This window comes from Sinomicrobium halophytocola (assembly GCF_052983395.1).
Window position 1 is genome coordinate 20,561 of record NZ_JBRKIT010000021.1, and the last position, 26,118, is coordinate 46,678.

General features: G+C 40.0%; 24 protein-coding genes and 1 tRNA gene. 13 read left to right on the plus strand and 12 right to left on the minus strand.

Annotated elements, in window-relative coordinates; genetic code table 11:
- Positions 1-172: 172 nt before the first annotated feature.
- Positions 173-427 carry an Lrp/AsnC ligand binding domain-containing protein gene (locus tag ACVBDY_RS06800; protein ID WP_447174788.1) on the minus strand — a complete coding sequence of 85 codons (255 nt, stop codon included), beginning with the start codon at positions 425-427 and terminating at the stop codon, positions 173-175.
- Positions 428-524: 97 nt separating this feature from the next.
- On the opposite strand from ACVBDY_RS06800, the gene ACVBDY_RS06805 reads away from it, so the two are divergent.
- Positions 525-1,880, plus strand: a complete 1,356-nt coding sequence (locus ACVBDY_RS06805; protein ID WP_447174714.1) for a Fic family protein — start codon at positions 525-527, stop codon at positions 1,878-1,880.
- Between the two features lie 89 nt (positions 1,881-1,969).
- Here ACVBDY_RS06805 and ACVBDY_RS06810 read toward each other — a convergent pair whose 3' ends face one another.
- The gene (locus tag ACVBDY_RS06810; RefSeq protein ID WP_514360662.1) at positions 1,970-2,224 is read right to left on the minus strand and encodes an Lrp/AsnC ligand binding domain-containing protein; all 255 of its coding nucleotides are present in this window, start codon (positions 2,222-2,224) and stop codon (positions 1,970-1,972) included.
- 435 nt (positions 2,225-2,659) lie between these two features.
- On the opposite strand from ACVBDY_RS06810, the gene ACVBDY_RS06815 reads away from it, so the two are divergent.
- From ACVBDY_RS06815 to ACVBDY_RS06870, 12 genes are all read left to right on the plus strand, one after another.
- Positions 2,660-3,709 (plus strand): NAD(P)-dependent alcohol dehydrogenase, encoded by a 1,050-nt coding sequence (locus ACVBDY_RS06815; RefSeq protein WP_447174716.1) that lies wholly within the window; start codon positions 2,660-2,662, stop codon positions 3,707-3,709.
- A 24-nt stretch (positions 3,710-3,733) separates the two neighbouring features.
- Positions 3,734-4,486, plus strand: coding sequence for an SDR family oxidoreductase (locus ACVBDY_RS06820; RefSeq protein ID WP_447174717.1), 753 nt, complete (start codon positions 3,734-3,736; stop codon positions 4,484-4,486).
- A 90-nt stretch (positions 4,487-4,576) separates the two neighbouring features.
- Positions 4,577-5,338, plus strand: coding sequence for an SDR family NAD(P)-dependent oxidoreductase (locus tag ACVBDY_RS06825; protein ID WP_447174718.1), 762 nt, complete (start codon positions 4,577-4,579; stop codon positions 5,336-5,338).
- 301 nt (positions 5,339-5,639) lie between these two features.
- Positions 5,640-6,440: an SDR family oxidoreductase gene (locus ACVBDY_RS06830; protein WP_447174719.1), complete on the plus strand. Its 801-nt coding sequence runs from the start codon at positions 5,640-5,642 to the stop codon at positions 6,438-6,440.
- A gap of 67 nt (positions 6,441-6,507) precedes the next feature.
- The gene (locus ACVBDY_RS06835) at positions 6,508-7,419 is read left to right on the plus strand and encodes a helix-turn-helix domain-containing protein (RefSeq protein WP_447174720.1); all 912 of its coding nucleotides are present in this window, start codon (positions 6,508-6,510) and stop codon (positions 7,417-7,419) included.
- A 234-nt stretch (positions 7,420-7,653) separates the two neighbouring features.
- Positions 7,654-8,289 (plus strand): NAD(P)H-dependent oxidoreductase, encoded by a 636-nt coding sequence (locus tag ACVBDY_RS06840; protein WP_447174721.1) that lies wholly within the window; start codon positions 7,654-7,656, stop codon positions 8,287-8,289.
- A gap of 118 nt (positions 8,290-8,407) precedes the next feature.
- A complete protein-coding gene (locus ACVBDY_RS06845; protein WP_447174722.1) occupies positions 8,408-9,166 on the plus strand; it encodes an SDR family NAD(P)-dependent oxidoreductase in 759 nt (252 codons plus the stop codon).
- Positions 9,167-9,235: 69 nt separating this feature from the next.
- The gene (locus ACVBDY_RS06850) at positions 9,236-10,153 is read left to right on the plus strand and encodes a helix-turn-helix domain-containing protein (RefSeq protein ID WP_447174723.1); all 918 of its coding nucleotides are present in this window, start codon (positions 9,236-9,238) and stop codon (positions 10,151-10,153) included.
- Positions 10,154-10,198: 45 nt separating this feature from the next.
- Positions 10,199-10,789, plus strand: a complete 591-nt coding sequence (locus ACVBDY_RS06855; RefSeq protein ID WP_447174724.1) for a TetR/AcrR family transcriptional regulator — start codon at positions 10,199-10,201, stop codon at positions 10,787-10,789.
- A 49-nt stretch (positions 10,790-10,838) separates the two neighbouring features.
- Positions 10,839-12,080, plus strand: a complete 1,242-nt coding sequence (fabF, locus tag ACVBDY_RS06860) for a beta-ketoacyl-ACP synthase II (RefSeq protein WP_447174725.1) — start codon at positions 10,839-10,841, stop codon at positions 12,078-12,080.
- A 15-nt stretch (positions 12,081-12,095) separates the two neighbouring features.
- Positions 12,096-13,079, plus strand: coding sequence for a ketoacyl-ACP synthase III (locus ACVBDY_RS06865; protein WP_447174726.1), 984 nt, complete (start codon positions 12,096-12,098; stop codon positions 13,077-13,079).
- A gap of 23 nt (positions 13,080-13,102) precedes the next feature.
- Positions 13,103-14,275: an Lnb N-terminal periplasmic domain-containing protein gene (locus ACVBDY_RS06870; RefSeq protein ID WP_447174727.1), complete on the plus strand. Its 1,173-nt coding sequence runs from the start codon at positions 13,103-13,105 to the stop codon at positions 14,273-14,275.
- A 449-nt stretch (positions 14,276-14,724) separates the two neighbouring features.
- Here ACVBDY_RS06870 and ACVBDY_RS06875 read toward each other — a convergent pair.
- The 10 genes from ACVBDY_RS06875 to mraY form a co-directional block, all read right to left on the minus strand.
- A tRNA-Arg gene (locus tag ACVBDY_RS06875) sits at positions 14,725-14,798 on the minus strand.
- A gap of 34 nt (positions 14,799-14,832) precedes the next feature.
- The gene (locus tag ACVBDY_RS06880) at positions 14,833-15,279 is read right to left on the minus strand and encodes a GatB/YqeY domain-containing protein (protein ID WP_447174728.1); all 447 of its coding nucleotides are present in this window, start codon (positions 15,277-15,279) and stop codon (positions 14,833-14,835) included.
- A gap of 218 nt (positions 15,280-15,497) precedes the next feature.
- Entirely contained in the window at positions 15,498-17,471 is a 1,974-nt protein-coding gene (ftsZ, locus tag ACVBDY_RS06885) for a cell division protein FtsZ (RefSeq protein WP_447174729.1), read from the minus strand.
- A gap of 50 nt (positions 17,472-17,521) precedes the next feature.
- Positions 17,522-18,859 carry a cell division protein FtsA gene (gene ftsA / locus ACVBDY_RS06890; RefSeq protein WP_447174730.1) on the minus strand — a complete coding sequence of 446 codons (1,338 nt, stop codon included), beginning with the start codon at positions 18,857-18,859 and terminating at the stop codon, positions 17,522-17,524.
- A 3-nt stretch (positions 18,860-18,862) separates the two neighbouring features.
- Entirely contained in the window at positions 18,863-19,579 is a 717-nt protein-coding gene (locus tag ACVBDY_RS06895) for a cell division protein FtsQ/DivIB (protein ID WP_447174731.1), read from the minus strand.
- A gap of 89 nt (positions 19,580-19,668) precedes the next feature.
- Complete coding sequence (gene murC, locus ACVBDY_RS06900) at positions 19,669-21,027, minus strand: UDP-N-acetylmuramate--L-alanine ligase (protein ID WP_447174732.1); 1,359 nt, start codon at positions 21,025-21,027, stop codon at positions 19,669-19,671.
- Positions 21,028-21,079: 52 nt separating this feature from the next.
- Positions 21,080-22,177, minus strand: coding sequence for an undecaprenyldiphospho-muramoylpentapeptide beta-N-acetylglucosaminyltransferase (murG, locus tag ACVBDY_RS06905; RefSeq protein WP_447174733.1), 1,098 nt, complete (start codon positions 22,175-22,177; stop codon positions 21,080-21,082).
- The gene (locus tag ACVBDY_RS06910) at positions 22,164-23,372 is read right to left on the minus strand and encodes an FtsW/RodA/SpoVE family cell cycle protein (RefSeq protein WP_447174734.1); all 1,209 of its coding nucleotides are present in this window, start codon (positions 23,370-23,372) and stop codon (positions 22,164-22,166) included. The genes murG and ACVBDY_RS06910 overlap by 14 nt, the downstream gene beginning before the upstream one ends.
- A gap of 101 nt (positions 23,373-23,473) precedes the next feature.
- Complete coding sequence (murD, locus tag ACVBDY_RS06915) at positions 23,474-24,832, minus strand: UDP-N-acetylmuramoyl-L-alanine--D-glutamate ligase (protein WP_447174735.1); 1,359 nt, start codon at positions 24,830-24,832, stop codon at positions 23,474-23,476.
- 26 nt (positions 24,833-24,858) lie between these two features.
- Positions 24,859-26,082 (minus strand): phospho-N-acetylmuramoyl-pentapeptide-transferase, encoded by a 1,224-nt coding sequence (gene mraY, locus ACVBDY_RS06920; protein WP_447174736.1) that lies wholly within the window; start codon positions 26,080-26,082, stop codon positions 24,859-24,861.
- Positions 26,083-26,118: the final 36 nt, after the last annotated feature.

Here is a 26,118-nt window from a genome sequence, read left to right on the forward strand (position 1 = left end):
AGAGAAAAATCATCAAGTATTTCGACGCAAGCATCGGAATATTTCAAATCGCACTTACAGAATGGACAAATCTGCCTACAAGAGATTTCTTTGCAGGCTTGACAAAACGATTGTCAAACCGGTTCATGGAAAATTTGAAGAAGCTGAAAAAGACATCTCAATTATCTTGTATTTAAATGTCAATACCACAACTTACTTTGACCTTGTCCATTACGACATGGGTATAGAAATGCTTTAAATCGGAATTATCCATAAGCTGCTTTTTAAAAAACTCTTCGATATGTTGCATATCCCTTACAATAACGATCAGGATAAAATCATAGGCTCCCGTCACATAATAACACTGTGCTACTTCCATACTTTTTTGCCTGGCGGTTTTAAATTTATCGATAGATTTTGAGCTTCCTTCGTGGTTGATTGTATATATCTTTTATGAAAATCGTCCCAAAAACCAAAGTTGATTTGGTTCTTTTTTTGCGACAAAAAAAAAGTACTATTGTCATAATTTTCAAACTATATAAGCTATGAAAAAGGAACGGCAAACAAATGCTATCTTAGCTATATTAACCAAGGACGGCTTATCCATTGATGGAATTTTAACCAGATTGGACTTTCCAATTGAAAAACGGACTTTACAACGGCGGCTTAAAGAACTTAAAGACCGTAATCAGATCATTATATCTGGAGAAGCGCGGGCAAGACGGTACTTTCCGAAAGAGCAGCAGACAGAGCCACAAAATCAGTTAAAAGATTTAATTCCATTATCTCCCGAAAGTAAAAAAATACTTGCCTTTGTTTCCCAATCCGAAGCTCATAGAATACCTGTTGGTTATAACAGGGATTTTTTGGAAAATTACCGACCTAATGTAGACAGCTATCTGACATCTGAGGATAAAAAAAAATTAGTAAAAATAGGCAAAACGCAAGGGGAGAATCAACCAGCAGGAACATATGCACAACAGATTTTAAACCGATTATTGATTGATCTGTCATGGAACTCCAGTCGTTTGGAGGGGAATACCTACTCTTTATTAGATACAGAACTGCTCATTTACGAGGGAAAGCCTGCAGGGGATAAATCTCCCAAAGAAACCCAAATGATTTTAAACCATAAAGATGCGATTGAATTCCTTGTAGATACAGCCGAGGAGATTGGTTTTAACCGATACACTATTCTCAATTTACATGCGCTTCTATCCAATAACCTTTTGCCTAATCCGGCTGCTTCAGGTAGATTGCGAGAATTTGGAGTAGGTATTACCAACTCTGTTTTTACCCCTTTGGGTATTCCCCAACTTATATCCGGATTCTTCGATCTCATATTGGAGAAGGTAAGACAAATTGAAAATCCTTTTGAACAAGCTTTTTTTATTTTAGTTCATTTCCCATATTTACAACCCTTTGACGATGTTAATAAAAGAGTTTCACGATTAGCAGCAAATATACCCCTAAACCGTCACAACCTTGCCCCCTTGTCATTTATAGATGTGCCGGAGACCTATTATGTAAAAGGAATTCTCGGTATATATGAACAGAATCGCGTTGAATTGTTTAAAGATGTTTTCATGTGGGCGTACCAAAGGTCAGCAATGCGCTATGCTGCCATACGCCAATCTTTGGGTGAACCTGATACATTTCGTTTGAAATACAGGGAAGAAATTAGAGCTATAATAGTGAATATTATACTGACGGCAATGCCGAAAGAAGAAGCTTCAATTAGGATAAAAAGTGAAGCTAAAAATTTACCACCTGAAGATCAGGCTAGATTTGCAGAAGCAGTAGAAACGGAGCTCATAAGTATGCATGAAGGAAATTTCGCCCGATACAGGATTACACCCTCTGAATTTAAAAAATGGAAAACCATCTGGGAGATTAATTGAATTAATTAACAGCTTTCCTTCATTAAATGTGTAAACAGTAACAATAAACAAAATAAAAAAGCTGAAAAAGATACCTCAATATCTTGTATTTAAATGTCAATACCATAACTTACTTTGACCTTGTCTATTACGACATGGGTATAGAAATGTTTTAAATCGGAATTATCCATAAGCTGCTTTTTAAAAAACTCTTCGATATGTTGCATATCCCTTACAATAACGATCAGGATAAAATCATAGGCTCCCGTCACATAATAACACTGTGCTACTTCTATACATTTTTGCATAGCGGTTTTAAATTTATCGATAGATTTTGAGCTTCCTTCGTGAAAGACCACATCCACTACACAGGTAATTCCGACCCCAGCCGCTTTCGAGAGATTATAGACACATCAGCCTCAATTACCTTTTCTCTTCTCAATTTTGTTATCCTGCGTTGAACCGCACTTTGGCTAAATTTTCTTTAAAACTCATTTCTTCCGCGGTCAATTTATTGTTTCGCTGCAACAATCTCAATATCCTTTTATCGTGTTCATCCGGGAAATGCATAATATATTCATTTTTAATCAAAAAAAGGCTAAAATATTTTGTGGAGATGTTGTTTTCATAATCCTATAAGTAATTGTAAGCAGTCAGAATTGATATATTTTAATTGTGCTTTAAAAAACTAATCCCAAAAAAGGAAAAAATAAGCCGAATATTTGGATACTCATTTCGGAGATTTGGACAACAGCCTTTTACATTCATTTGCAGAACTTTGTATTATAAGATGAAATACTATGATACAGACAAAAGCTTATGCAGCTTTAGGCGCAAATAGTGAATTGGTACCTTGGACGTTTGAACGCAGAGATGTAGGTGCTCATGATATTCAAATAGATATTCTTTACTGTGGGGTATGCCATTCAGATGTAGCTCAGCTAAACAACGAATGGTTTCCCGGCATTTTCCCTATGGTTCCAGGACATGAAATCGTTGGTAGAGTAACAGCAATAGGAGCACATGTTAAGAACTTTAAAGTTGGAGACCTTGCTGGGGTTGGAACGCTTTCAAACTCTTGTGGACATTGCGAACCTTGTGAGCAGGGAATTGAGGTGTATTGTGAAAACGGGGTTGTTCCTACCTATAACAGTTTAGATAAATATAGGGACAATAAACCGGTATATGGAGGTTATTCTAATACTATTGTGGCAAATGAGCAATTTACATTACGTATTCCAGAAAATCTTAACCTTGCTGCTACTGCGCCATTATTATGTGCGGGTATCACCACTTACTCACCATTGAAACATTGGAAAGTAGGCAAGGGACACAAACTTGCTGTACTTGGCTTAGGCGGATTGGGACATATGGCCGTTAAATTTGGTGTGGCATTGGGCGCAGAAGTAACCATTCTAAGTACATCACCAAAGAAAGAAGCCGATGCTAAAAAATTAGGAGCACATCATTTTGTTGTTACAACAGATCCCGAACAAATTGATCAGGTTAAATCTTCTTTTGATTTTATCATTGATACCGTAAGTGCAGAACACGATTTCGACTTTTATCTCTCTTTGCTAAGACTGGACGGCATTCATATTTGTATAGGTATTCCACCAAAGGGATTTACGGTTGAAAATGTCGGAATGTTCCAATTAGGTCGTAAAAGCATAGTAGGTTCTGCGGTTGGGGGGCTTTATGAAACACAAGAAATGCTTGATTTTTGTGCAGAACACCACATTACGGCAGAAATTGAATTGATTGACATTAAAAATATTCACGCCGCATTTGAAAGAATGCAGAAAGGCGATGTTCGTTACCGTTTCGTAATAGACATGTCTACATTGTAAAACAGAAACTAAAAAAATAATAAAATGAGAAAAAAACTTAATGATAGTGTAGCTCTGATTACTGGTGCTTCCAGTGGTATAGGTGCAGCCACGGCAAAAACTTTGGCTGCCGCAGGCATCCGGGTTGGAATTGCCGCACGGCGAATAGACCGTCTTAATCAGCTACAGGAAGAAATTACTAAAGCCGGTGGAGAAGCTTTAGCCATAGAAATGGATGTAGCGGACGATGCTTCAGTAAAATCAGGTATCACAAAATTAATGGAGGCATATGGTTGCATAGACATTCTTTTTAATAATGCCGGTATCATGCCTATTTCCGATATAGACCAATTGCATACAGATGAATGGAATCGCATGGTTGATATTAATATAAAAGGAGTTTTAAATACTACCGCAGCAGTACTTCCATATATGATCAAAAATCATTCTGGTCATATTTTTAACACTTCATCGATTGCCGGGCGTAAGGTTTTTGGTCCGGGCTATACCGTTTATTCGGCAACAAAATTTGCAGTAACAGCTTTTAGCGAAGGTCTGCGTATGGAAGTAGGTAAGAAGCATAATATTCGGGTTACTTGTATACAACCCGGAGCTGTAGATACAGAATTACCTGATCAGACAACAGATGCCACGAAACGGCAACAACTGGACGCTTATAAAAAAGAAATCACCTATCTGGAACCAGAAGATATAGCTAATAGTATTATGTATGCTCTTCAGGCACCGGAACATGTGAATTTAGCAGAACTATTTATTCTTCCTACAGAGCAAGCATAATAGTAACTTAATAAGGGAATGTATTATTCTTATTCCCGTTGAATATTAAACTTAAAATGTAAGCCCAGATAATTAAAAACTCAAGATAAAATGAACGGGAAATTAAAAAACAAAGTCGCACTTGTTACTGGTGCATCAAGTGGTATTGGAAAAGCTATTGCGGAGTTGTTTGCCCAAGAGGGCGCAAAAGTTGTAGTGGCAGGTATAAAATTGGAAAAATCTAAAGCTGTTGCAGATGCGATTAATGCAAATAATGGAAATGCCTTTGCTGTTGCAGGAGATATTTCTGAAAAGAGTAGTGTTGATCAAATTTTTAAAGACACTTTAGATCACTACGGACACGTTGATATTTTGGTAAATAATGCTGGTTATTTTGACAAATTTGCGCCTTCACATCAAACCGATGAATCTCTTTGGAATAAAGTTTTTGACACCGATATGAAAGGCTGTTATCTCGTTACAAATGCTGCCCTAAATGGCATGCTAATAAAAAATTCCGGCATCATCATTAACGTAGGTTCGGTGGCTAGCCTTTTTGCAAAGTTTGGAGGTGCTGCTTACATATCAGCAAAACATGCAATGGTCGGATACACCAAGCAGTTGGCTTATGATTATGGTAAATATGGCATTCGCGCCAACATTATTTGTCCTGGTGTAATTGAAACTAAATTTTTTACAGAAAATGTTACTCCGGATGAAGAAAATAAAACACGGGAAGATACTAAAAAGTTACCTGCGGGCAGAATAGGTCTTCCTATTGATATTGCTAAATCCGCTTTATTTCTCGCTTCTTCCGATTCGGATTACATACACGGAGCAGTATTATTAGTTGATGGAGGACTAACACTTTGACAAGACTGTCACTCTTTTTACAAGTGTATCAAATGGTATTTGGAAATCTTCAGAAGCAGAAAAAGTACACGACGATTGAAGAATTTGACTGAGCGGGTATACTTATAAACGCAGCCAGAGGGGTGTCAAACCTTCCATCAATTGAATGTCTGCTTAGTGAATGGGGCAAAATCGTAGCTATTAATAGGCGGCTTACATCCCGAATTAGCTCGTCATTTTGGTTACAATATAACTCATTTTCGCAACATTTGATTTCTGTCTTCAGTCGATCTTTGTTTCGTAAAATTTAAAAAGCAAAACAATGTCAAAAACAATTTTTATTACAGGGGCATCATCAGGATTGGGAAAAGCCACCGCAAAATTATTTCAGTCAAAAGGCTGGAATGTAATTGCTACCGTCCGAAATCTTGAAAGAGAAACAGAACTTTCAAAATTGGAAAACATTACGCTGTTACCACTTGATGTTACCAATTTAGATCAGATTAAAGATACGGCAAACAAAGCGATTCAATTAGGTGTTGATGTGGTTTTCAATAACGCCGGCTATGCATTGATGGGCTCGATGGAAGCAAGTAGCGATGAAAAAATCATTCGTCAAATCGATACCAATATTTTAGGGGTGCTGCGTGTAACACAAGCATTTATTCCGTATTTCAGAGAAAAGAAAAGTGGTTTATTTATCAGTACCACTTCTGTCGGCGGAATTTGGGGTTTCCCGTTAAGTTCTGTTTACAATGCTACCAAATTCGCTTTGGAAGGTTGGTCGGAAAGTATTTCGCTCGAATTAGGGCAATTCGGAATTGGTATTAAAACAGTTGCCCCGGGTCTTATGTTAACCGATTTTATTGGTCGTTCGCTCGATATGAATTCGCTTCCTGAATATCAGGACGTTGAAGCCAAAGCATTTAGTAATTTTGAAGAAGCGCACAAATCGGCTTCAACTGCCGAACAAATTGCCGAAGTGGTTTACCAAGCCGTCACCGACGGGAAAGACCAAATACGCTATGTAGCAGGAGAAGATGTTAAAGAGCAGTATGAAAGGCGATTAAAAATTGGAAATGAAGCATTCAGACAAGAAATGCATAAAAACATTTTTGGTTAATTAGAAGATAAAGCAACTGCCTAAAAATAGCAGTTGCTTTATCTAAGTTTAATAAAAAAAGTCAGTGATGAACGTTATCAATTCCATATCCGAGTTTCACCGTCATTTGTCGTTGCCCGACCCTTTGCATCCGTTAGTAAGCGTGATTTCCGCTTCTGGTATAAAAGCTGTTGAAAGCGAAATCTGGGAACATTTTTCTGTGAATTTTTACATCATCTCTCTCAAAAAAGATGTTTTAAAAAAAATGAAGTACGGACAGCAATACTATGATTTCGATAAAGGTGCAATGAGTTTTTTTGCGCCAAAACAAGTACAATCATTTAGTAATAAAGATATCTTACGAATGAATGTAGAACCGGGAGAAGGGTATATGCTAATGTTTCATCCGGATTTTTTGTACAAACATCCATTGCAGACCACCATTAAAAATTATGGTTTCTTTTCCTACTCTGTTAATGAAGCCTTACATCTTTCAGAACAGGAGGAAAAAAATAGTATTGAAATTTTTCAGAAAATAGAGAAAGAATATCAGCATATCGATCGCCACACCCAGGACATTATTCTTTCTCAAATTGATTTATTGCTCAATTACAGTAATCGTTTTTACGAGCGCCAGTTCATCACACGAAAAGCGGTAAACAGTGATCTATTAGCACAAATGGAGGAACTATTAAATGAATATTTTGATAAAGAAGAAACCATAAATAACGGACTCCCGACAGTGGAGCATTTGGCTGAGCAATTACATGTTTCGCCTCGTTATTTAAGTGATATGCTTCGTTCATTAACAAGGCAAAATGCACAACAGCATATTCACAATAGGTTGATTGAAAAAGCAAAAGAATATTTAACGGTGACCAATTTATCCGTTTCACAAATTGCTTATCAACTGGGCTTTGAGCATTCGCAATCGTTCAATAGGTTATTTAAGAAGAAAACCAATCTTACCCCTACAAAATATAAACAATTATTTGAATAGCAGTCCGCACAGCTAAACATCTATTCTTGTTACGCCCATCTGTAAGAAACTGGTGTATTCCTGAAAGAAGACAATTTCCGGAGCAGAAAAACCAGGGATATATTCAACTTTACTCGATAATAGTAAAAGCTTTCCATAATGAAAAAAATTTTGGATAATCATTTCAGAGATTTGGACACTCCCACTTTCCTTCATTTGCGGAATTTTGTAATGTATAATTAAATAACATTAAAAATGAAAAAAGTTTTAATCATTAATGCACACCAAAAATGGGAAGGCATTTCAGAAGGTAAATTAAATAGAACATTAACGGAGCAAGCTATTTCTTTCTTCAAAGGAAAAGGTTTAAATGTTCTTGAAACCGTGATTAGCGAGGGCTATGATGTAGAAGAGGAAGTTGCTAAACATACAGAAGCAGATTTGGTACTTCTTCAGACACCGATTTTTTGGTTTAATCCGCCTTATACCTACAAAAAGTATACAGACGAGGTATTTATGAACGGTATGCTCACCAGAAAAATTGTTTGGGGAGACGGGCGTATTGACGAACAACCGGACAAACAATACGGTACAGGTGGTCAATTACCGAACAGAAAGTTTTTTGTTTCTGCTTCGTGGAACGCACCCGCCTACGCTTTCAACGACCCAAATCAAGTATTGTTGGAAGGTAAATCGCCTGAAGATGTATTGTTTAATGTAGCCATGAACTACAAGTTTTCAGGCTATGATATATTACCTCAATTCAACTGTTTTGATGTGGTCAAAAACCCACAACCCGAATTTTACTTTGAAGAGTACAACAAACACCTTGAAAAGATTTTGACCTTATCGAAATCCACTCAAAACTCAGCCCTTCCAGTCAGGAATTGAGGTAAGGGAATTCATCTGATTTGGAAAAAGAAAAAGCAGATGAAACGAGAAGATAAAGTACTATGACTTCAGAAGAAATTAAAAATAATAAGCTTCAACTTAATTAAAAACAAAAAAAATGTCAGAAAAACTAGATAATACCGTAGCACTTGTTACAGGTGCATCGAGCGGAATAGGAAAAGCAACTGCAATTCATCTTGCTTCAAAAGGTGCCAAAGTAGTCCTTGTAGCACGAAGAATTGAGCGGCTTAACGAATTGGAACAACAAATTAAAAACGCCGGTGGCGAAGCATTCTTAATTGAAGCAGATCTTACCAGGGTGAATGAAGCTAATGAAGCCATTACCAAAACAATTGCCCAATTTGGCAGGCTTGACACACTTGTAAATGCTGCGGGCGTTATGTTGAATGGTCCTTCCGTGTCATCGCCATTGTCAGAATGGGAACAAATGGTAGATGTCAATTTAAAAGGACTAATGTATATAACCAAAGCAGCCTTGCCACATCTTATTGAAGCGGTTGCAACCAGCCCACGCAAAGTTGTGGATGTGGTAAATATATCATCAGTTGGTGGCCGCTTCGCAGCGCCGCAAGTTGCTATTTACAATGCCACGAAATTTGGAGTTACGGCAGCCACAGAGGCGTGGCGACAAGAATTCACCAAACAGTCTGTACGCTTTTCTGTTGTTGAACCCGGTGCAACCACCACAGAACTGTTTGAACAGAAAGAAGGACAATGGGAAGGTTTTACAGCAATGTTTGGCGAGGTTGAACGTCTGCATGCAGAAGATATTGCAGAAACAGTGGGCTTTATAGTTACTAATCCAAGACGTGTGGCAATTAATGAAATTGTGGTAAGACCAACAGACCAGGCGTAAAACTTAAGGACCATCATCTGATATTTTTGATATTAGATTTTTTGTTTAAAAAAGTATAAATTAGTAGTTATGAAAGAAAATCACACCCCATTTCAAATCAAGTCCATTCTTGAGGAACACCGGCACTGGGGGTTGCCTAGCCCGAAACATCCTCTGGTAAGTATTTTCAGGTCTGCAGATATGGACCCGCAAGATAGCCTGCCCAAGTATTTTACTTTTGGATTTTACGCTATTTCAATAAAAAAAGATTTTGAAGGTAAATTAAAATACGGTCAGCGTTACTATGATTTTGATGCCGGGGTGATGTCGTTTGTCGCGCCCAATCAGGCTATGTCTTTTTCAAAAGGAGATGCTCTTCCAAAAGGAGGAACGACTCTTCTTTTTCATCCAGACTTTTTACACGGCTATCCATTGGCAAAGGAAATCAAAAAATATGGCTTTTTCTCGTATGAACTGACTGAAGCACTGCATTTATCAGAGCAAGAAGAAGCGGTTATTGATGGAATCTTCAATAATATACAAAAAGAATATGAAGGTAATATTGACCATTATAGCCAGGATGTAATCATTGCACAGATTGAATTATTGTTACAGTATAGTAACCGATTTTACAATAGGCAGTTTATAACAAGGAAAATAGGGAATAGCGAAATATTGGTGAGGCTCGAGAAATTATTGAATAATTGCTTTGATAATGAAAAGTTTTCAGTTGATGGATTACCTACGGTACAATACATTTCTGAACAGTTGAACATCTCTCCCAATTATTTAAGCGATATGCTTCGGAATTCCACTGGACAAACTACCCAGCAACATATACATAATAAATTGATAGAGAAAGCAAAAGAATTGTTAACCACAACACAATTGACCGTTCGGGAGATTGCATACCAATTAGGCTTTGAATACCCGCAATCTTTCAATAAATTATTTAGAAATAAAACCCATATAACACCCTCTGAATTCAGAAGTTCTTTTAATAATTAAGATAAAAAATTTGGATAACCATATACCGTAAGGTATATTTGTTTTATGGTACGAAACGAGAATACTCGAAAGTTCATCATTGAAAAGACGGCTCCCATTTTCAATAAGAAAGGTTATGTAGGTACCTATTTATCTGATATTACAGAGGCTACCGGATTGACAAAAGGTAGCATATATGGTAATTTTAAAGATAAAAACGAGGTGGCATTAGAGGCTTTTATATATAATTATAATGTGCAAACAGGGCCACTTTATGAATGCGTTAAAAACGCAAAAGATCCTTTGAATAAATTATTGGCTTTTGTCGTTTATTTTAAATCTGCTTACCAAACCCTATTTGACAATGGTGGCTGCGCTATTTTAAATACCGCTGTAGATGCTGATAATGGCAATGAATTGCTTAGAGGTGCTGTTATGAAAAAAATTGTTCATTGGTCAGACTTGATTGAAAGCATTGTCAATGAAGGAATAAAGAAATCAATCTTTAAAGATGTTGATGCCAGGTCTTTTTCTCATAAAATGATCGCCTTGATAGAGGGAAGCATTCTGATCTCAAAAACACTTGACAAACCTGAAATACTCTTAAAAAACATGGATTTATTAGAAGAAGAAATTTTAAGGCTCCGTATAAATTAAAAAATTTTAACACTCATATACCGTTAGGTATATGGCTATTTTGTAAAAAATGAAAAGAGTTGTAATAACAGGATTAGGAGCTATAACACCTTTAGGGAATAATGCAGATGATTTTTGGAAATCTCTGGTTAACGGAATTAGCGGAGCGAAGAATATAAGTAGGTTTGATAGTACCAACTTCAAAACAAAATTTGCTTGCGAAGTAATCAATTTTGATCCTTTACGAACAATGGTTAAACAGGAAGTACGTAAATACGATCTTTTCACCCAATTTGCATTAGCCGCGGTACACGAAGCCGTAAACAAAGCTCAAATCAATTTTGAGGTATTAAATAGAGACAGAATTGGTGTCATCTGGGCCTCAGGAGATGGAGGGGTTTCCACTTTTGAAGAACAGGTAAAGGAATATTACACAGGAAATGGGATACCTCGATTTAGTCCTTATTTCGTTCCCAAAAGAATGATAAATAATGCCTCCGGAAACATTTCTATTAAGTATGGTTTAAGAGGGGTGAATTATACAACAGTCGCTGCGTGTTCTGCAAGTAATACATCAATAATAGATGCTTTTAATTATATCCGTTGGAATAAAGCAGATGTTATTATCACAGGAGGTTCGGAGGCTTCAATAACAGAAAGTTCCATTGGAGGCTTTAATGCAGCTAAAGCCATGTCTACAAACAACACTAATTATCTTCAAGCATCCAAACCATTTGATATAAACAGGGATGGCTTTGTATTAGGCGAAGGATCAGGAGCTATAATCCTGGAAAGCTTAGATCATGCGCTTGCACGTAATGCACCAATCATTGCAGAAGTTGTTGGGGGCGGACTTGCCGCTGATGCCTATCATATTACGGGTACTCATCCCGAAGGAGAAGGTGCTGTCTTAGGTATGAAATTAGCTTTGGAGGAAGCCGGTATTCAAGCTAATGAAGTAGATTACATTAATGCACATGCCACATCTACACCAGCAGGAGATTTAAGCGAATTAAAAGCCATTCGTACCGTATTCGGAGAACATACAAAAACCTCTTTAAGTGCTACTAAATCGATGACCGGACATTTGTTAGGAGCCGCCGGAGCTGTGGAAGCCGTGGCTTCTGTCCTTGCCGTGTCAAATAATGTTGTTCCTCCTACCATTAACTCAGAAGAAATTGAGCCTGGTTTTTCAGGAAAATTCGATTTCACATTGGGAAAGGCAAAAGAACGCATTATCAATTATGCCATGAGCAACACCTTTGGTTTTGGAGGTCATATAGGATGTGTGATTTTTAAAAAATATCTGTAAGGCAATTTTGAATTTATGAATGCGACAATTAAAACCATAGGCATGTATGTTCCGGAAAGAAAAATATCCAATGCTTATTTTGAAAAAATATTGGACACCTCTGACGAATGGATAACAAGCCGAACAGGAATACAAAACAGATATTTTTCCGAAGCCAAAGAATGCACAAGTCATTTATGCATCAGAGCAGTTGAGAATTTAACGGAAAATTATTCGCTTGATATTTCAACAATAGACTTTATCATAGTAGCTACCAGCACACCAGATCAATCATTTCCGAGTGTAGCAAGTAGAGTTCAGGATTATTTTAAAATTGAAAATGCAGGTTGTATGGATTTATCGGCAGCCTGTGCAGGATTTGTGTACGGCATAACATTGGCTAAGGGTCTGATTGCTGCAAATACTCATAAAAAGGTTTTAGTAATCGGAGCCGAAACACTTTCTAAAATTTGTGACTTTTCAGACAGGACCTCATGTATTTTGTTCGGTGATGGTGCAGGTGCGGTAGTAGTCGAGTCTTCAGAAAAAAATCACTTATTTGCCCCTATTACAACAACTGATGGCAGCTATGGTAAAGAGCTCTATAAGACGTCATTGCCAATTATGTTAAATGGTGAATACATTAAAAATGATGGTAAGATTCATCAAAATGGCAGAGTCGTTTTTAAATGGGCTGTAAATGCACTGGTAAAGAATATTACAAAGCTATGTATCATAAATAACGTAGCCCTTAATGAGCTAAACTGGCTTATTCCACATAGTGCTAACATACGAATTCTGGAAGCTGTATGTAGCGAATTAGATTTTCCTATTCACAAATGTCTTGAAAGTGTCAAAGAATACGGAAATACATCGGCAGCATCCATACCGATTGCATGGTATAACGGGTTGAAAAATGGAAATATAAATTGTGGTGATAAGCTTTTGTTGGCAGGATTTGGCGGAGGACTTACATTTTCAGGAATTTATATAGCTAATCAAATAGCTATGCAACCATAAGTATTTCATTCTTTCCATACAAATTGAGAACTATTTCAAGACATCATAAAAGTATAGCAGAATGCTACACTCCCACAGCTATATTGAGAAAGGTACTTATAGGTCTTCCGTTTTTATTCCTTCTTTGCAATCCTCTTTTCACCTATTCCCAACAAGATACAATTACAGTAAGTTTACTTACATGTTCTACTGGAAGAGCAGCATATTCCATCTTCGGTCATAGCGCAATCAGGATTCAAAACCAGTCAAAAGGGGAAGATTTTGTTTATGATTTTGGTGTCTTTAATCCCGATGAACCCTTCTTTTTTACCAAGTTTATAACCGGGAAATTGAAATATAGCCTGGAAAAGAGAACATATCCGGAATTTATATATTCGTATCTGGATCAGCAACGTGGTGTTGTAGAACAAGAAATAAACCTTAACCCTTCAGAAAAAATTTATATCAGCAATTTTCTTACGGAAAATCTAAAACCTGCCAACAGGTATTATTACTACGATTTCTTTAAGAACAATTGTTCTACAAAAATCAGGGATTTAGTCTTTAGAATAAAACCGGAAATAAAACAAAATAATGAAATTACCGAGGTAACTTGGAGAGAGCGTTTACACAATGCGCTACATGATAAGCCCTGGTATAGGTTGGGTATTGATGTTGTTCTGGGGGAAAATACAGATAAAAAGATAACAATATGGGATCAAACGTTTTTACCCATTTATTTAGCCCAGAACTTTCAATCCACAAAAACTGAAAACAATAAAAAGTTAATTACAAATACACAACAGCTATTGCCGAAAAGTTTTAAAATCACAAAGCCTGCATTTTCTCCACTTGCTATCACCATCATCCTTGTGGTTTGCCTTGCCACATTCGTTGTATTAATTCCCAAAAGTCTAAAAACCGTAACTCAAATAAGCAATGTCATTTTGGGGTCATTAGGTTTAATACTAACTTGTTTATGCCTTTTTTCACACCATACAGGTTTTCAGTATAACTGGAATTTACTGTGGCTCAATCCTATTTATTTATTGGTGACATTAAAAACAGGAAACAATTATTTGTCATTTATAGCCATAGGTATAAGTATGCTATGTTTGGCATTGTGGTCTGTTATTCCTCAAAATCTAAATGAAGTCTTCATCCCGATAATCCTTTTTTCAATTTTATTAAACGTGATTTATCTATCTAAAAAATAGTTTTGAAAAGTGAAATACAATCATAATTATATCCATGGGAGTGGCTCGATTTATTGATTATAGTTACACTCAATCCCACAAAAGACAGACGTAAGGACTATAACTGATGAACAATTCAATAATATCATTAATCGGGTTGCCGAAGAAAATCTGACTTTTAGCGAATTTGAATATCGAACCGCCCCGGTCAACGAAGCAATCAAGCGTATTGTTGTAATTTACAAACACTTAAATGAAAATAAAAATGGGATAAACTCATCATTTTTGAATTTGTTCCATCCAGTGACCCCGGAGGGATTACTTCGTGATCCCTATAGCTCCTCTTTGCAAATACCAAGCCCGAAAAGTTCTCGCTTTGCTACTTTTTTTTCCGAAGTTTGGAAACTGCGTTTCAACTTCTCCAAAAAATAAAATCCGGCAACATTTGTTGCCGGACTTGGTACTTGTAGTGACCCCGGAGGGATTCGAACCCCCAACCCTCAGAGCCGAAATCTGATATTCTATCCAGTTGAACTACGGAGCCATTCCTGAACTATAAAAGTCCGGGATACTTATTTTTATGCTAATTTCTGTTTTACTATTGTGGAAATAACCTTCCCGTCTGCCTTTCCGGCCAATTGCTTGGTAGCCAGTCCCATTACCTTACCCATATCTTTCATGCCTCCGGCGCCGGTTTCGGCAATAATCTTTTCTATCACCTCTGCAATTTCTTCCTCGGTCATCTGCTCCGGTAAAAATTTTTCGATTACCGCCGCCTGGGCTATCTCAGGTTCTGCAAGGTCTTCCCTGTCCTTTTCCGTATAGATTGCCGCACTGTCTTTACGTTGCTTTACCAGTTTCTGCAATAACTTAAGCTCATCCGCTTCGCTCAATTCTTTGGCACTACTCTCGGTCTGGGCAAGTAACAAAGCAGATTTAATAGCGCGTAAAGCTTCTAAAGACACTGTGTCTTTGGCTTTCATCGCCGCCTTCATCTCCTCCATTACTTTACTTTGCAAACTCATATTATCGGCTTTTATTTCCGGACTGCGAATATAAGAAAGAATTACAAAACGTGTATCTAAAAATTATAAGATTTTTTGACTGATCTCTTAAAAACAGTTAAACGTCATGGTTTTTAAAAACACATAACGTTTAACTTCTTTAAAGCATAACTTAACCCTATATTATCTGTTCTCCGAAACCTGCCGGAAAAAACGGCTCTCCGGGAACAATACTTTCTTTAATCTACATTGTCATGCAGGAAAGAATTGTTAGATCGCAACTGCACATCATCATTACTATCCTTTCCCACGGAAATTCTGGAAGTCCCGTCTTCGGATGTCCTTTCGTGCAATTCTACCCCCATTCTCTTATAAGCAGGTTGTTTTTCGATCTCATCGATCTTGGTGGTATTGTTGTTAAACTTATAATTAAACTCCTTAAGTTTTTTTCTTCGTTCTTCTGCCCTTAGTTTAAGGCTATCTTCGATAGAAGTATTAAAAGGATCTACTTCCCTGTTTTGAGTTTGTTGTTCAGGTTCATTTACCACTTTCTTCTCTATGGCGAGTTCCTTATCTATGGTTTCGGACTTCTTTTGTACAGGTTTGGCATTTGAAAGCCGGCTTTCCATTTCCATATAATCATCCAGGCTGTACCGTCTTACTCCTTCCTGGGAAACTTCGGTAACAGGCACAACTTCCACATGGTCTTTTACATCAAAATCCCTCGCATCATGGTCCATCTCAAAAGTAAACACATGGGTTTTCTTCTCAGGGTTTTCCGGTTGCTCGGTCTTTTTTGCTTCGGGATTATCCTGTTTATTACTTAAAGGCATATCAAAAGAAAGCATTGTCTGCTGTTGCTGTCTCTGCTGTTCTTTCATTCTCACCTCTTCTGCTTCAACCTCTATATTCCGGATATTTTCGGTCGTATCTATAATGACAAAGTCCTCTTCTTTGGCATAAACTTCATCATATATGACGTTTATGTTCCGGATAAGGTCTGTCGTTGAGACCAGGTCCGGTCCTTTTTTTAAATCTTCGGGTGCATCATCCGTAAGTGTGTGCTTTACGGTTGGTTCCTTTTCCTCCTTCGGAGCAGCTTTGGGCTCTCCGGGAAAGTTCATCGTGGAAAAAGTTTTATTGGGCATAAGCTCCTGAGTCGCTTTTTGCTCGTCTTCCAGGGTATGAATTATCTTTTTAGCCTCGGTATTTACGATCTCGTGCTGTTGCTCTATATCAAAACCTGTAGCAATTACCGTAACCGAAATAGCGTCTCCCAGAGTATCGTCTTCTCCCACACCCATAATGATGTTGGCTCCGTGCCCGGCTTCATTCTGAATATGGTCGTTGATCTCTCCTATTTCGTCTATAGTGATCTCCTCTCCACCCGAAACGATAAGTAGCAGTACGTTTTTGGCTCCGGTGATCTTGTTATCGTTGAGCAACGGGGAATCCAATGCCTTTATTATAGCATCCTGTGCCCTGTTACCTCCTGATGCGGCAGCAGACCCCATAATAGCGGTGCCACTGTTGGACAGAACGGTCTTGGCATCCCTGAGGTCAATATTTTGTGTATAGTGATGGGTGATAACCTCCGCTATCCCCCTGGATGCTGTTGCCAATACTTCATCGGCCTTGGAAAAACCTGCTTTAAAACCAAGGTTACCATATACTTCCCGAAGTTTATTGTTATTGATCACTACAAGTGAATCTACATGTGCACGCAGGTTCTCCACTCCTCTCCGGGCTTGTTCGTTACGAGTTTTACCTTCAAACTGGAAGGGTATGGTAACAATCCCCACAGTAAGAATATCAAATTCCTTGGCCATTTTGGCTATAATAGGAGCTGCCCCGGTCCCGGTACCACCACCCATACCGGCAGTTATAAAAAGCATTTTGGTATTGCTGTCGAGCATGCCTTTTATTTCTTCGAAACTCTCTATGGCCGCTTTTTCTCCTACGTCGGGATTGGCCCCTGCTCCCAGCCCTTCGGTGAGAGACACCCCGAGTTGTATCTTATTAGGCACAGGACTATTGTCCAAAGCCTGCGAATCCGTGTTACACACTACAAAATCGACACCTTTAATACCCAGTTGAAACATGTGGTTTATGGCATTGCTGCCACCACCTCCAACACCGATAACCTTGATTACATTGCTCTGGTTTTTAGGCATGTCGAATGAGATGTTTCCAAAATCTGTGTTGCTACTCATAATTCTTGTTTACAGGTTTTAAAATATTTTCCTTTAGCCAATACTGTTTTTTACTCCGCATTGTCTAAAAAATCTTTCACTCTATCAGACCATTTTTCCAGGAACGACTTTCGTTCCTTCCTTGGTTGTGATATAGTTTCGGGCTCATCATTGGTTGGTTGCTGGGATTGTTGTTGATCGGTTTCAGTTCCCTTTTCTACAATTTTTTCTTCTATAAAATTTCTTTCCTGTCGGTCGAGCGCATTCATAACAAGGCCAACAGCCGTGGCATACACGGGGCTGGCCACTTCGGGATCGGAATCCCCGGCCAGGTGTTCGTTGGGATATCCTATCCTGGTATCCATTCCTGTTATGTATTCAACCAGTTGTTTCAGGTGCTTCAACTGGCTTCCTCCTCCGGTCAGTACAATACCGGCAATGAGTTTTTTCTTTTGGTCCTCATGCCCGTAATTCTTTATTTCCATATATACCTGCTCTATGATCTCCACCGCCCTGGCGTGGATGATCTTAGAAAGGTTTTTCAGGGTTATTTCTTTTGGTTCCCTTCCCCTCAAACCGGGGATGGAAACGATTTCGTTGTCTTTATTTTCTCCCGGCCATGCGGAACCGAATTTGATTTTAAGGAGTTCCGCCTGCTTTTCGATGATGGAGCAGCCTTCCTTGATGTCTTCGGTTATTACATTTCCTCCGAAAGGTATTACCGCGGTATGGCGGATAATGCCATCTTTAAAAATCGCCAGGTCTGTTGTTCCGCCTCCTATATCGATAAGCGCCACACCGGCTTCTTTTTCTTCCCGGCTTAATACGGCATTTGCCGAGGCCAGGGGCTCCAGTGTTATACCGGATAATTCCAGTCCGGAACTCTTTACACAACGACCTATATTTCGAATGGAAGACACCTGTCCTACCACCACATGAAAATTAGCTTCGAGCCTGCCTCCGTACATCCCTACCGGCTCTTTTATCTCGGATTGCCCGTCCAGTTTATATTCCTGTGGCAATACGTGTATGATCTCCTCTCCGGGAAGCATCACAAGTTTATACACCTGGTTACACAACCTGTCCACGTCCGATTCGTCGATAACCTCATCCGAATTCGGGCGGGTTATATAATCGCTATGCTGTAAGCTTCGAATGTGTTGTCCGGCTATACCCACTACTACTTCGGTTATCCGTTTTCCGGAATTGTTCTCTGCCTCCTGCACCGCCTGTTGTATGGACTGGATGGTTTGTGTAATATTGTTCACCACTCCTCTATGGACACCCAGACTTTTCGCTTTCCCAATGCCCAATATCTCTATTTTACCGTATTCGTTTTTACGGCCGATCATTACCACGATTTTCGTGGTTCCTATATCCAATCCTATTGCGTATTTCTCCTGTTCCATATCTTACTTTTTGGTGCACACCACCTGGTCATTGAATCGCAGATCCACTTTTTTGTACGCTTCGAGAGAGTTGTCCTTTAACGCTTTTTGATAGAACGCCTTAAAATTAACGACTTTCTGTTCCAGGTTATCCGTGTTACCCAGAGCTACAGTAAAGTCGTCCGTTCGCAGCTTAAGTTCGTATCCTGATCCCGTTTTGTGTATTCCTACAATATTCCTGTTTAAAAACCTATCTTCATTTATATACTTCACCAACGCATAGATATCTTCCTGGTCATTTTCATTCATCTTCCCTGTTACCAATGGTACGCGGGCCGTATGTACGGGGGAAAGGGGCATCCGTTTTCCTTCTCTGTCTATATAAAACGAAGCCTGCCCCTCTACACGGGCTATGGGTTCTCTTTGCTTTATCTTTGCACCAAGCTGCCCGTTTACAGTAAGATAGACCTGGGCATCCTGTATCATTTCGTTAGAGTTCAGAATATCCTCCAACTTATTCAAAACTAATTTTTCTTTAGGTATGTTCGGGACAGAGTCTGTATTTTGTATTAACAATTTATTAACCATAGGATAGGTAACAAACAGGTTATCTCCATCCAGAAATTCTACGTTAACACTATTTATCGTTTTTTTATTATGCCTTTGATTAGCAAATGAATACAGAAATACCAGCACTATAAGTGCGAAAAACAACTTGATTATGTTTACTACTTTTCGCATATTACGGATATTTACATTTCTGTTTTTATAAATTGGTTAATATTCTATTTTTTTTAACTCTTTACGGGCCTCTCTACGGAACCCCATACTTATTTTTTTTCTTTTTCGGACAGTATTTCCCTGATCTTGCCTACTTCACGCCCGATGTCCCCCGCGCCTAATGTAAGTACTACTTCTGCATCCGTTTTTTTCAGCAGGGACAACAATTCCACCTTACTCACCAGCTGTTTGTTTTCATTATTAATTTCATCGAGCAGGCGACCGGAAGTGATGCCTTCTATCGGTTCTTCCCTGGCCGGATATATATCCAGCAGCGCCACTTCATCAAAGCCGGAGAGACTTCTGCCGAACTCTTCCAGAAAATCCCTGGTACGGCTGAACAGATGCGGCTGAAAAACAGCAAGTACTTTCTTCTCCGGGTACATTTCCCTTACGGCCTGGTGTACGGCATCGATCTCCGTAGGATGATGGGCGTAGTCATCTACATAAACTACCGTATCGGTTTTCAACTGATACGAAAACCTCCGCTTCACCCCTTTAAAACTGATCAGTGCGTCTGCTGCTGCTCTTGGAGATGTTCCGCCTTCCACTGCCATGGCAAATGCCGCAAGGGCATTCAGCAAGTTGTGTTTTCCCGGCTTACCGAATTTCACAAGGGTTACCAGTTCTTCCGGTGTTCGGATATCAAAAACATATCCCCCGTCCCTGATTTCCAGATTTTCTACGGCATAATCCGCTTCGCTTTCAATACCATAAGTAATCCCTTTAAGCGGCAGCCCGTAGCGAACAATAAGTTTGCCTCCGGGTTTTATTTTTCCGGCAAAAGCGTTAAAGGTCCGATCCATTTCTTCCTTATCCCCGTAAATATCCAGGTGATCGGCATCTATCGAGGTTATACAGGCGATATCCGGTGAAAGATGTAAAAAAGAACGATCGAACTCATCTGCTTCGGTCACGGTTATTTTATCTCCTTCGAGCAGAAAGTTGCTGTCCAGGTTTTCGGAAATCCCCCCGAGAAATGCGGTAATAGGTGTTCCCGTTTGCTGCAATACCTGGGTCAGGATTGCGGAAGTCGTTGTTTTACCGTGTGTCCCGGCAACCGCATAGCAGAAAGAATCTGCCGTGATATATCCTAACACCTGAGCACGTTTACAAACTTCAAAACCGCTTTCGGTAAAGTAGTTGAGTAAGGCACTATCTTTAGGTATGGCCGGTGTATACACTACCAGGGTATCTACTGTATTGCGAAACTCCTCCGGAATTTCATCGACTTCGTCTTTAAACGTCACTGTCATACCGGCATCTTCCAGTTCGGTCGTTATTTCTGTAGATACGCGGTCATACCCCCGCACGTTCTTCCCGATGAACTTAAAATAACGGGCCAGGGCGGACATTCCTATCCCCCCTATACCTATAAAATAGACATTATGTATGGTCTTCAGGTTCATTTACGGCTTCTACTGTTTCTTTTCTTTATTCTGACAGGAATTTTCCTGATCATTATTTCTTTTCTCGAATGCATTTCTCTATCTCGTCCGCTATATCCCCGGTAGCATCCGGCAGAGCGAGTTTACGGATATTATCCCCAAATTCTCTTTGCTTTTCTTCCGAAGCAATGAGAGCGGTAAACTCTTTCCCGAAAACCGCATCCAGGTCTTTTTCCCGGATAAGGATAGCTGCATTTTTTTCTGCTATAGCCAAGGCATTCCTGGTCTGATGGTCTTCTGCCACATGAGGCGAGGGAATAAAAATTACCGGTTTCCCCACAATACTCAACTCAGAAACCGAACCGGCGCCTGCTCTGGAAATCACTACATCCGCCGCGGCATAGGCCAGGGCCATCTGGTTTATAAACGCATGCACCCGGATGGTATTATCCGTGTGTTTTTTAAATTCTTCATAGTATAATTTTCCGCACTGCCACAATACCTGGACATCCTTTTCACGGAAAAGAGGTAAATACTCCTTAACCAGTTCGTTTATCGCCCTGGCCCCCAGACTTCCTCCCAGCACCAGCAATACTTTTTTACCCGGCTGTAGCTGAAAAAATTCCTGTGCTTCGGCTCTTTTTGTCCCGACATTCAACAGGTCCTGACGCACCGGATTTCCTGTCTTAACGATCTTCTCCGCAGGGAAGAACCTTTCGAGTCCGTCATAGGCCACACATATTTTTCGTGCTTTACCGGCCAGCAGGCGGTTAGTGATCCCGGGATAGGAATTTTGCTCCTGCAATACACAGGGTATACCTTTTCCAGAAGCCACCCGTAAAAGCGGGCCACTGGCAAATCCTCCGGTACCGATAACCACATCCGGTTTAATTCTGTTCACTATTTTGGTGGCTTTCCACAAACTGCTTATCAATTTAAACGGGAACAGCAGGTTTTTAAGCGTCAGCTTCCGCTGTATCCCGGATATCCACAATCCTTCTATTTTATATCCAGCCTGGGGTACTTTCTCCATTTCCATCCGGTCACTGGCCCCTACAAAAAGGAACTCTGCATCCGGGTAACGTGCTTTCAGCTCGTTGGCGATGGCAATTGCCGGGTAAATGTGCCCCCCGGTACCTCCTCCTGATATGATAAACTTATAATTGCTCACTTAATATCTCTAACGGGTTTTGTTCTTCCTCTTCTACCTTCACTTCCGCCTGCTCCACAACTTCCTGGCGCTTGGCGCTGACACTCAAAATAATACCCAATGCCATACAAGACATCCAGATGGAAGTCCCCCCGGTACTGATAAGCGGCAGGTTTTGCCCGGTAACCGGAAACAATTCCACCGCAACCGCCATGTTGATCAAAGCTTGAAAAACGATTGGCAACCCAACACCGACCACCACGAGTTTTCCGAATACGGAATCGGCCTTATAGGCCACTATAACTATACGGAACAGCAATAACATATACAGGAACAACAATAACAACCCTCCTGCCAGGCCATATTCTTCCACTATAATAGCATAGATAAAATCGGAAGAACTCTGCGGCAGAAAGTTTTTCATTACACTTTTACCGGCACCTACGCCCAAAACACCACCGGTAGCTATGGCAATCTTTGCTTTCTCTATCTGGTAATCGGCTTCCGTATCTTCATCGTTGGTAAAATTTTCTATACGGCTCACCCAGGTATCTATCCTGTTGGGCAACAGGTCGGGGAATGCTTTATTAACCAGAACAAAGATCAACAGGCAAAAAACCCCTACACCAACTATGGCTCCTATATATTTCATAGGATACCCCCCCAGGAAACACAATACCAATACCATAAAAAACAGGATAGCGGTGGTAGAAAAATTTGCAGGTAGTATCAATGCCATCACCAGAAAAACCGGGACCCAAAGCGGCAACAGGGTTTCGTTAAAAGTCACTTCCTGTTCTTTTATCCTTGACAGGTACCTGGCTACATATATCAGCAACACCACCGTGGCCAGCGTAGAGGTCTGAAAACTAACCCCCACAAATGGTATGCGAACCCACCTGCTGGCATTGGCTCCATCTATGGTCGTACCTTGTGCCAGTGTATATACCAGCAGTAAAAACACTACGGGCATTGCTATGATGGACAGACCTTTGAAATACCTGTACGGTATCCGGTGCATACCAAAAATAATACCGAACCCTAACAACAACAACAGGCCGTGTTTCAACAAATGCCCTACGGTAGTCCCATTTCCCACCACATATACCAGGTTGGAACTGGCACTGTACACCGGTAAAAAGGAAAGCACCGCCAACAAAGCTACTACAGCCCATATGGTTTTATCTCCTTTTATATTTTTAAATATACTATGCATTTTTTCCGGTTTGTCGTTGTTTATCAGTTCTTCCGGATATATCCAACCCGAATCAACATTTATATATCAACTATCCGGCCTTTAAGGGACCGGCACCTTCCTTATAATCGCTTTACGGCCTCCTTGAACTGGTTACCCCGGTCTTCGTAATTCCGAAACAGATCAAAACTGGCACATGCAGGCGAAAGCAATACGTTATCACCTTTCTCGGCAATCTTATATGCGATCTTAACAGCTTCTTCCATAGACTGGGTTTCCACCATCAGGTCTACCACTTTACCAAAAGTTTCGATAATCTTGCTATTATCCAGGCCGAGACAGATAACCGCTTTTACTTTTTCACGCACCAGGGGCATCAGTACGGCATAATCATTCCCTTTATCTTCTCCTCCGACAATCCAGACCGTAGGAGCAGACATACTGTCCAACGCATACATGGCAGCATTTACATTAGTCGCTTTAGAGTCATTTATGTACTGTACATTCTGTATCTTCAATACTTTTTCCAACCGATGTTCCACCCCCTGGAAATTCTCCAGGCTCTCCCTTATGGTCTTTTTTCTTACTTTCACCAGGTGGGCTACCAGGGAAGCCGCCATGGTATTCTTTATGTTGTGCTTCCCTTCTAATGCTAATGTGTCTGTTGACATAATTATCTGATCGTTATCTATAGTTAGTATTATCTTATTTTCATTTACATAAGCGCCGTTACTTATCTCCTTTTCCAGGGAAAAAGGCAATAACCGGGACTTTACAGGGTACTTTTCGAGCCAGTCGGTTATCACTTCGTCATCGGCATCGTAAATGAGGTAATCTTCTTCTGTCTGATTCATCGTTATCCGGAACTTCGATGCTATATAGTTCTCGAATTTATACTCATACCTGTCCAGATGGTCGGGGGTGATATTGGTGATCACTGCTATATGCGGCCGGAAGTGTTTTATTCCGTCCAGCTGAAAACTACTGATCTCCAGGACAAAGTATGCTTTATCATCTTCAGCCACCATCTGCGCAAAACTATCTCCTATGTTTCCGGCCATACCTACGTTGAGACCTTCGCTTTTCAACAGGTGACAGGTAAGCATGGTTGTTGTTGTCTTACCATTACTTCCGGTAATCCCGATCAACTGTCCGTTTGTGTAGCCCGCAGCGAATTCTATTTCGGATATCACCGGAATTCCCCTGTCGGCCAGCTCCCGGATGAGCGGCACCTTATCCGGAATTCCCGGACTCTTCATCACCAGGTTGGCACCGTATATTCTTTCTTCGGTATGCCCACCTTCTTCCCATTCTACTTCATAGTGTTTAAGAACGTCTTTATACTTCTCTTTTATAGTTCCCTTATCAGAAACAAAAACCTCAAAACCTTCCTTCTTTCCAAGAATCGCCGTCCCGACACCACTTTCTCCGCCTCCAAGCACTACTAATCCGGCTTTGTCTTCTTTGCTATTTACATTCATAACAACCGCTCTTTTAACAACTAATCCTATCTGACCTTCAGCGTTACAATGGAAATCACAGCAAGCATAATACCTATGATCCAGAACCGGGTTACGATCTTGCTTTCGTGATACCCTTTTTTCTGGTAGTGATGGTGCAAGGGCGACATTAAAAATATACGTCTGCCTTCACCGTATTTTTTCCTGGTATATTTAAAATAACTCACCTGCAAAACAACAGACAGGTTCTCCGCCAGGAAAATACCACACAGCACAGGGATAAGTAATTCTTTCCTTACAGCTACAGCTATTACGGCGATAATTCCCCCTATCGTAAGGCTTCCGGTATCTCCCATAAAAACCTGGGCAGGATATGTATTGTACCAAAGAAAACCTACCAGTGCTCCTGCAAAAGCAGCTATATAAACAGACAACTCGCCCACACGGGGTATATACATGATATTCAGGTAATCGGAAAAGATAATGTTACCGGAAACCCAGGCAAATAGCCCCAGGACAATAACAATTATCGCCGATGATCCGGCTGCAAGCCCATCTATACCATCGGTAAGGTTCGCGCCATTGGAAACCGCCGTAACGATGAATATCACGATAGGGATAAATACGAGCCATGCATAATCTTTATAATTTTCCCCGGTCCACGCTATGATCCTGGAATAATCCAGCTCATTATTTTTAACAAAGGGTATGGTTGTCTTTGTGGATTTCTCCCCCTCATTTCCCGTAGCGCCTACAGTAGTTACTATTTCGGTATTATCCGCTTTGGGATCTTGTTTGATAGTAACTTCCGGGTGAAAATAAAAGGTAGTGCCTACTATAATACCCAGCCCTACCTGACCAAGGACCTTAAACCTGCCTTTTAAACCTTCTTTGTCCTTTTTAAATATTTTGATATAATCATCCACAAAACCGATTGCCCCCATCCATACCGTAGTTACGAGCAATACAATGATGTAAATGTTGTTCAGTTTGGCAAACAGCAATACAGGCACAAGCGTAGAGAGTATAATGATGATCCCCCCCATAGTGGGCGTACCCGCTTTTTCGGACTGCCCCTTTAATCCGAGGTCCCTCACTGTTTCTCCCACCTGTTGCCTGCGAAGGAAATTGATAATATGCTTTCCGAAAATAGTGGATATGAGCAAAGAGCAAATGATAGCCATTGCCGCCCGGAACGAAAGAAACTGAAAAAGTCCCGATCCGGGGATCTGGTAGTGTTTGCTCAGGTATTCGAATAAATGATAAAGCATTTAATCTATCTGTTTTTACTGTTTTTGCCTTTGTTT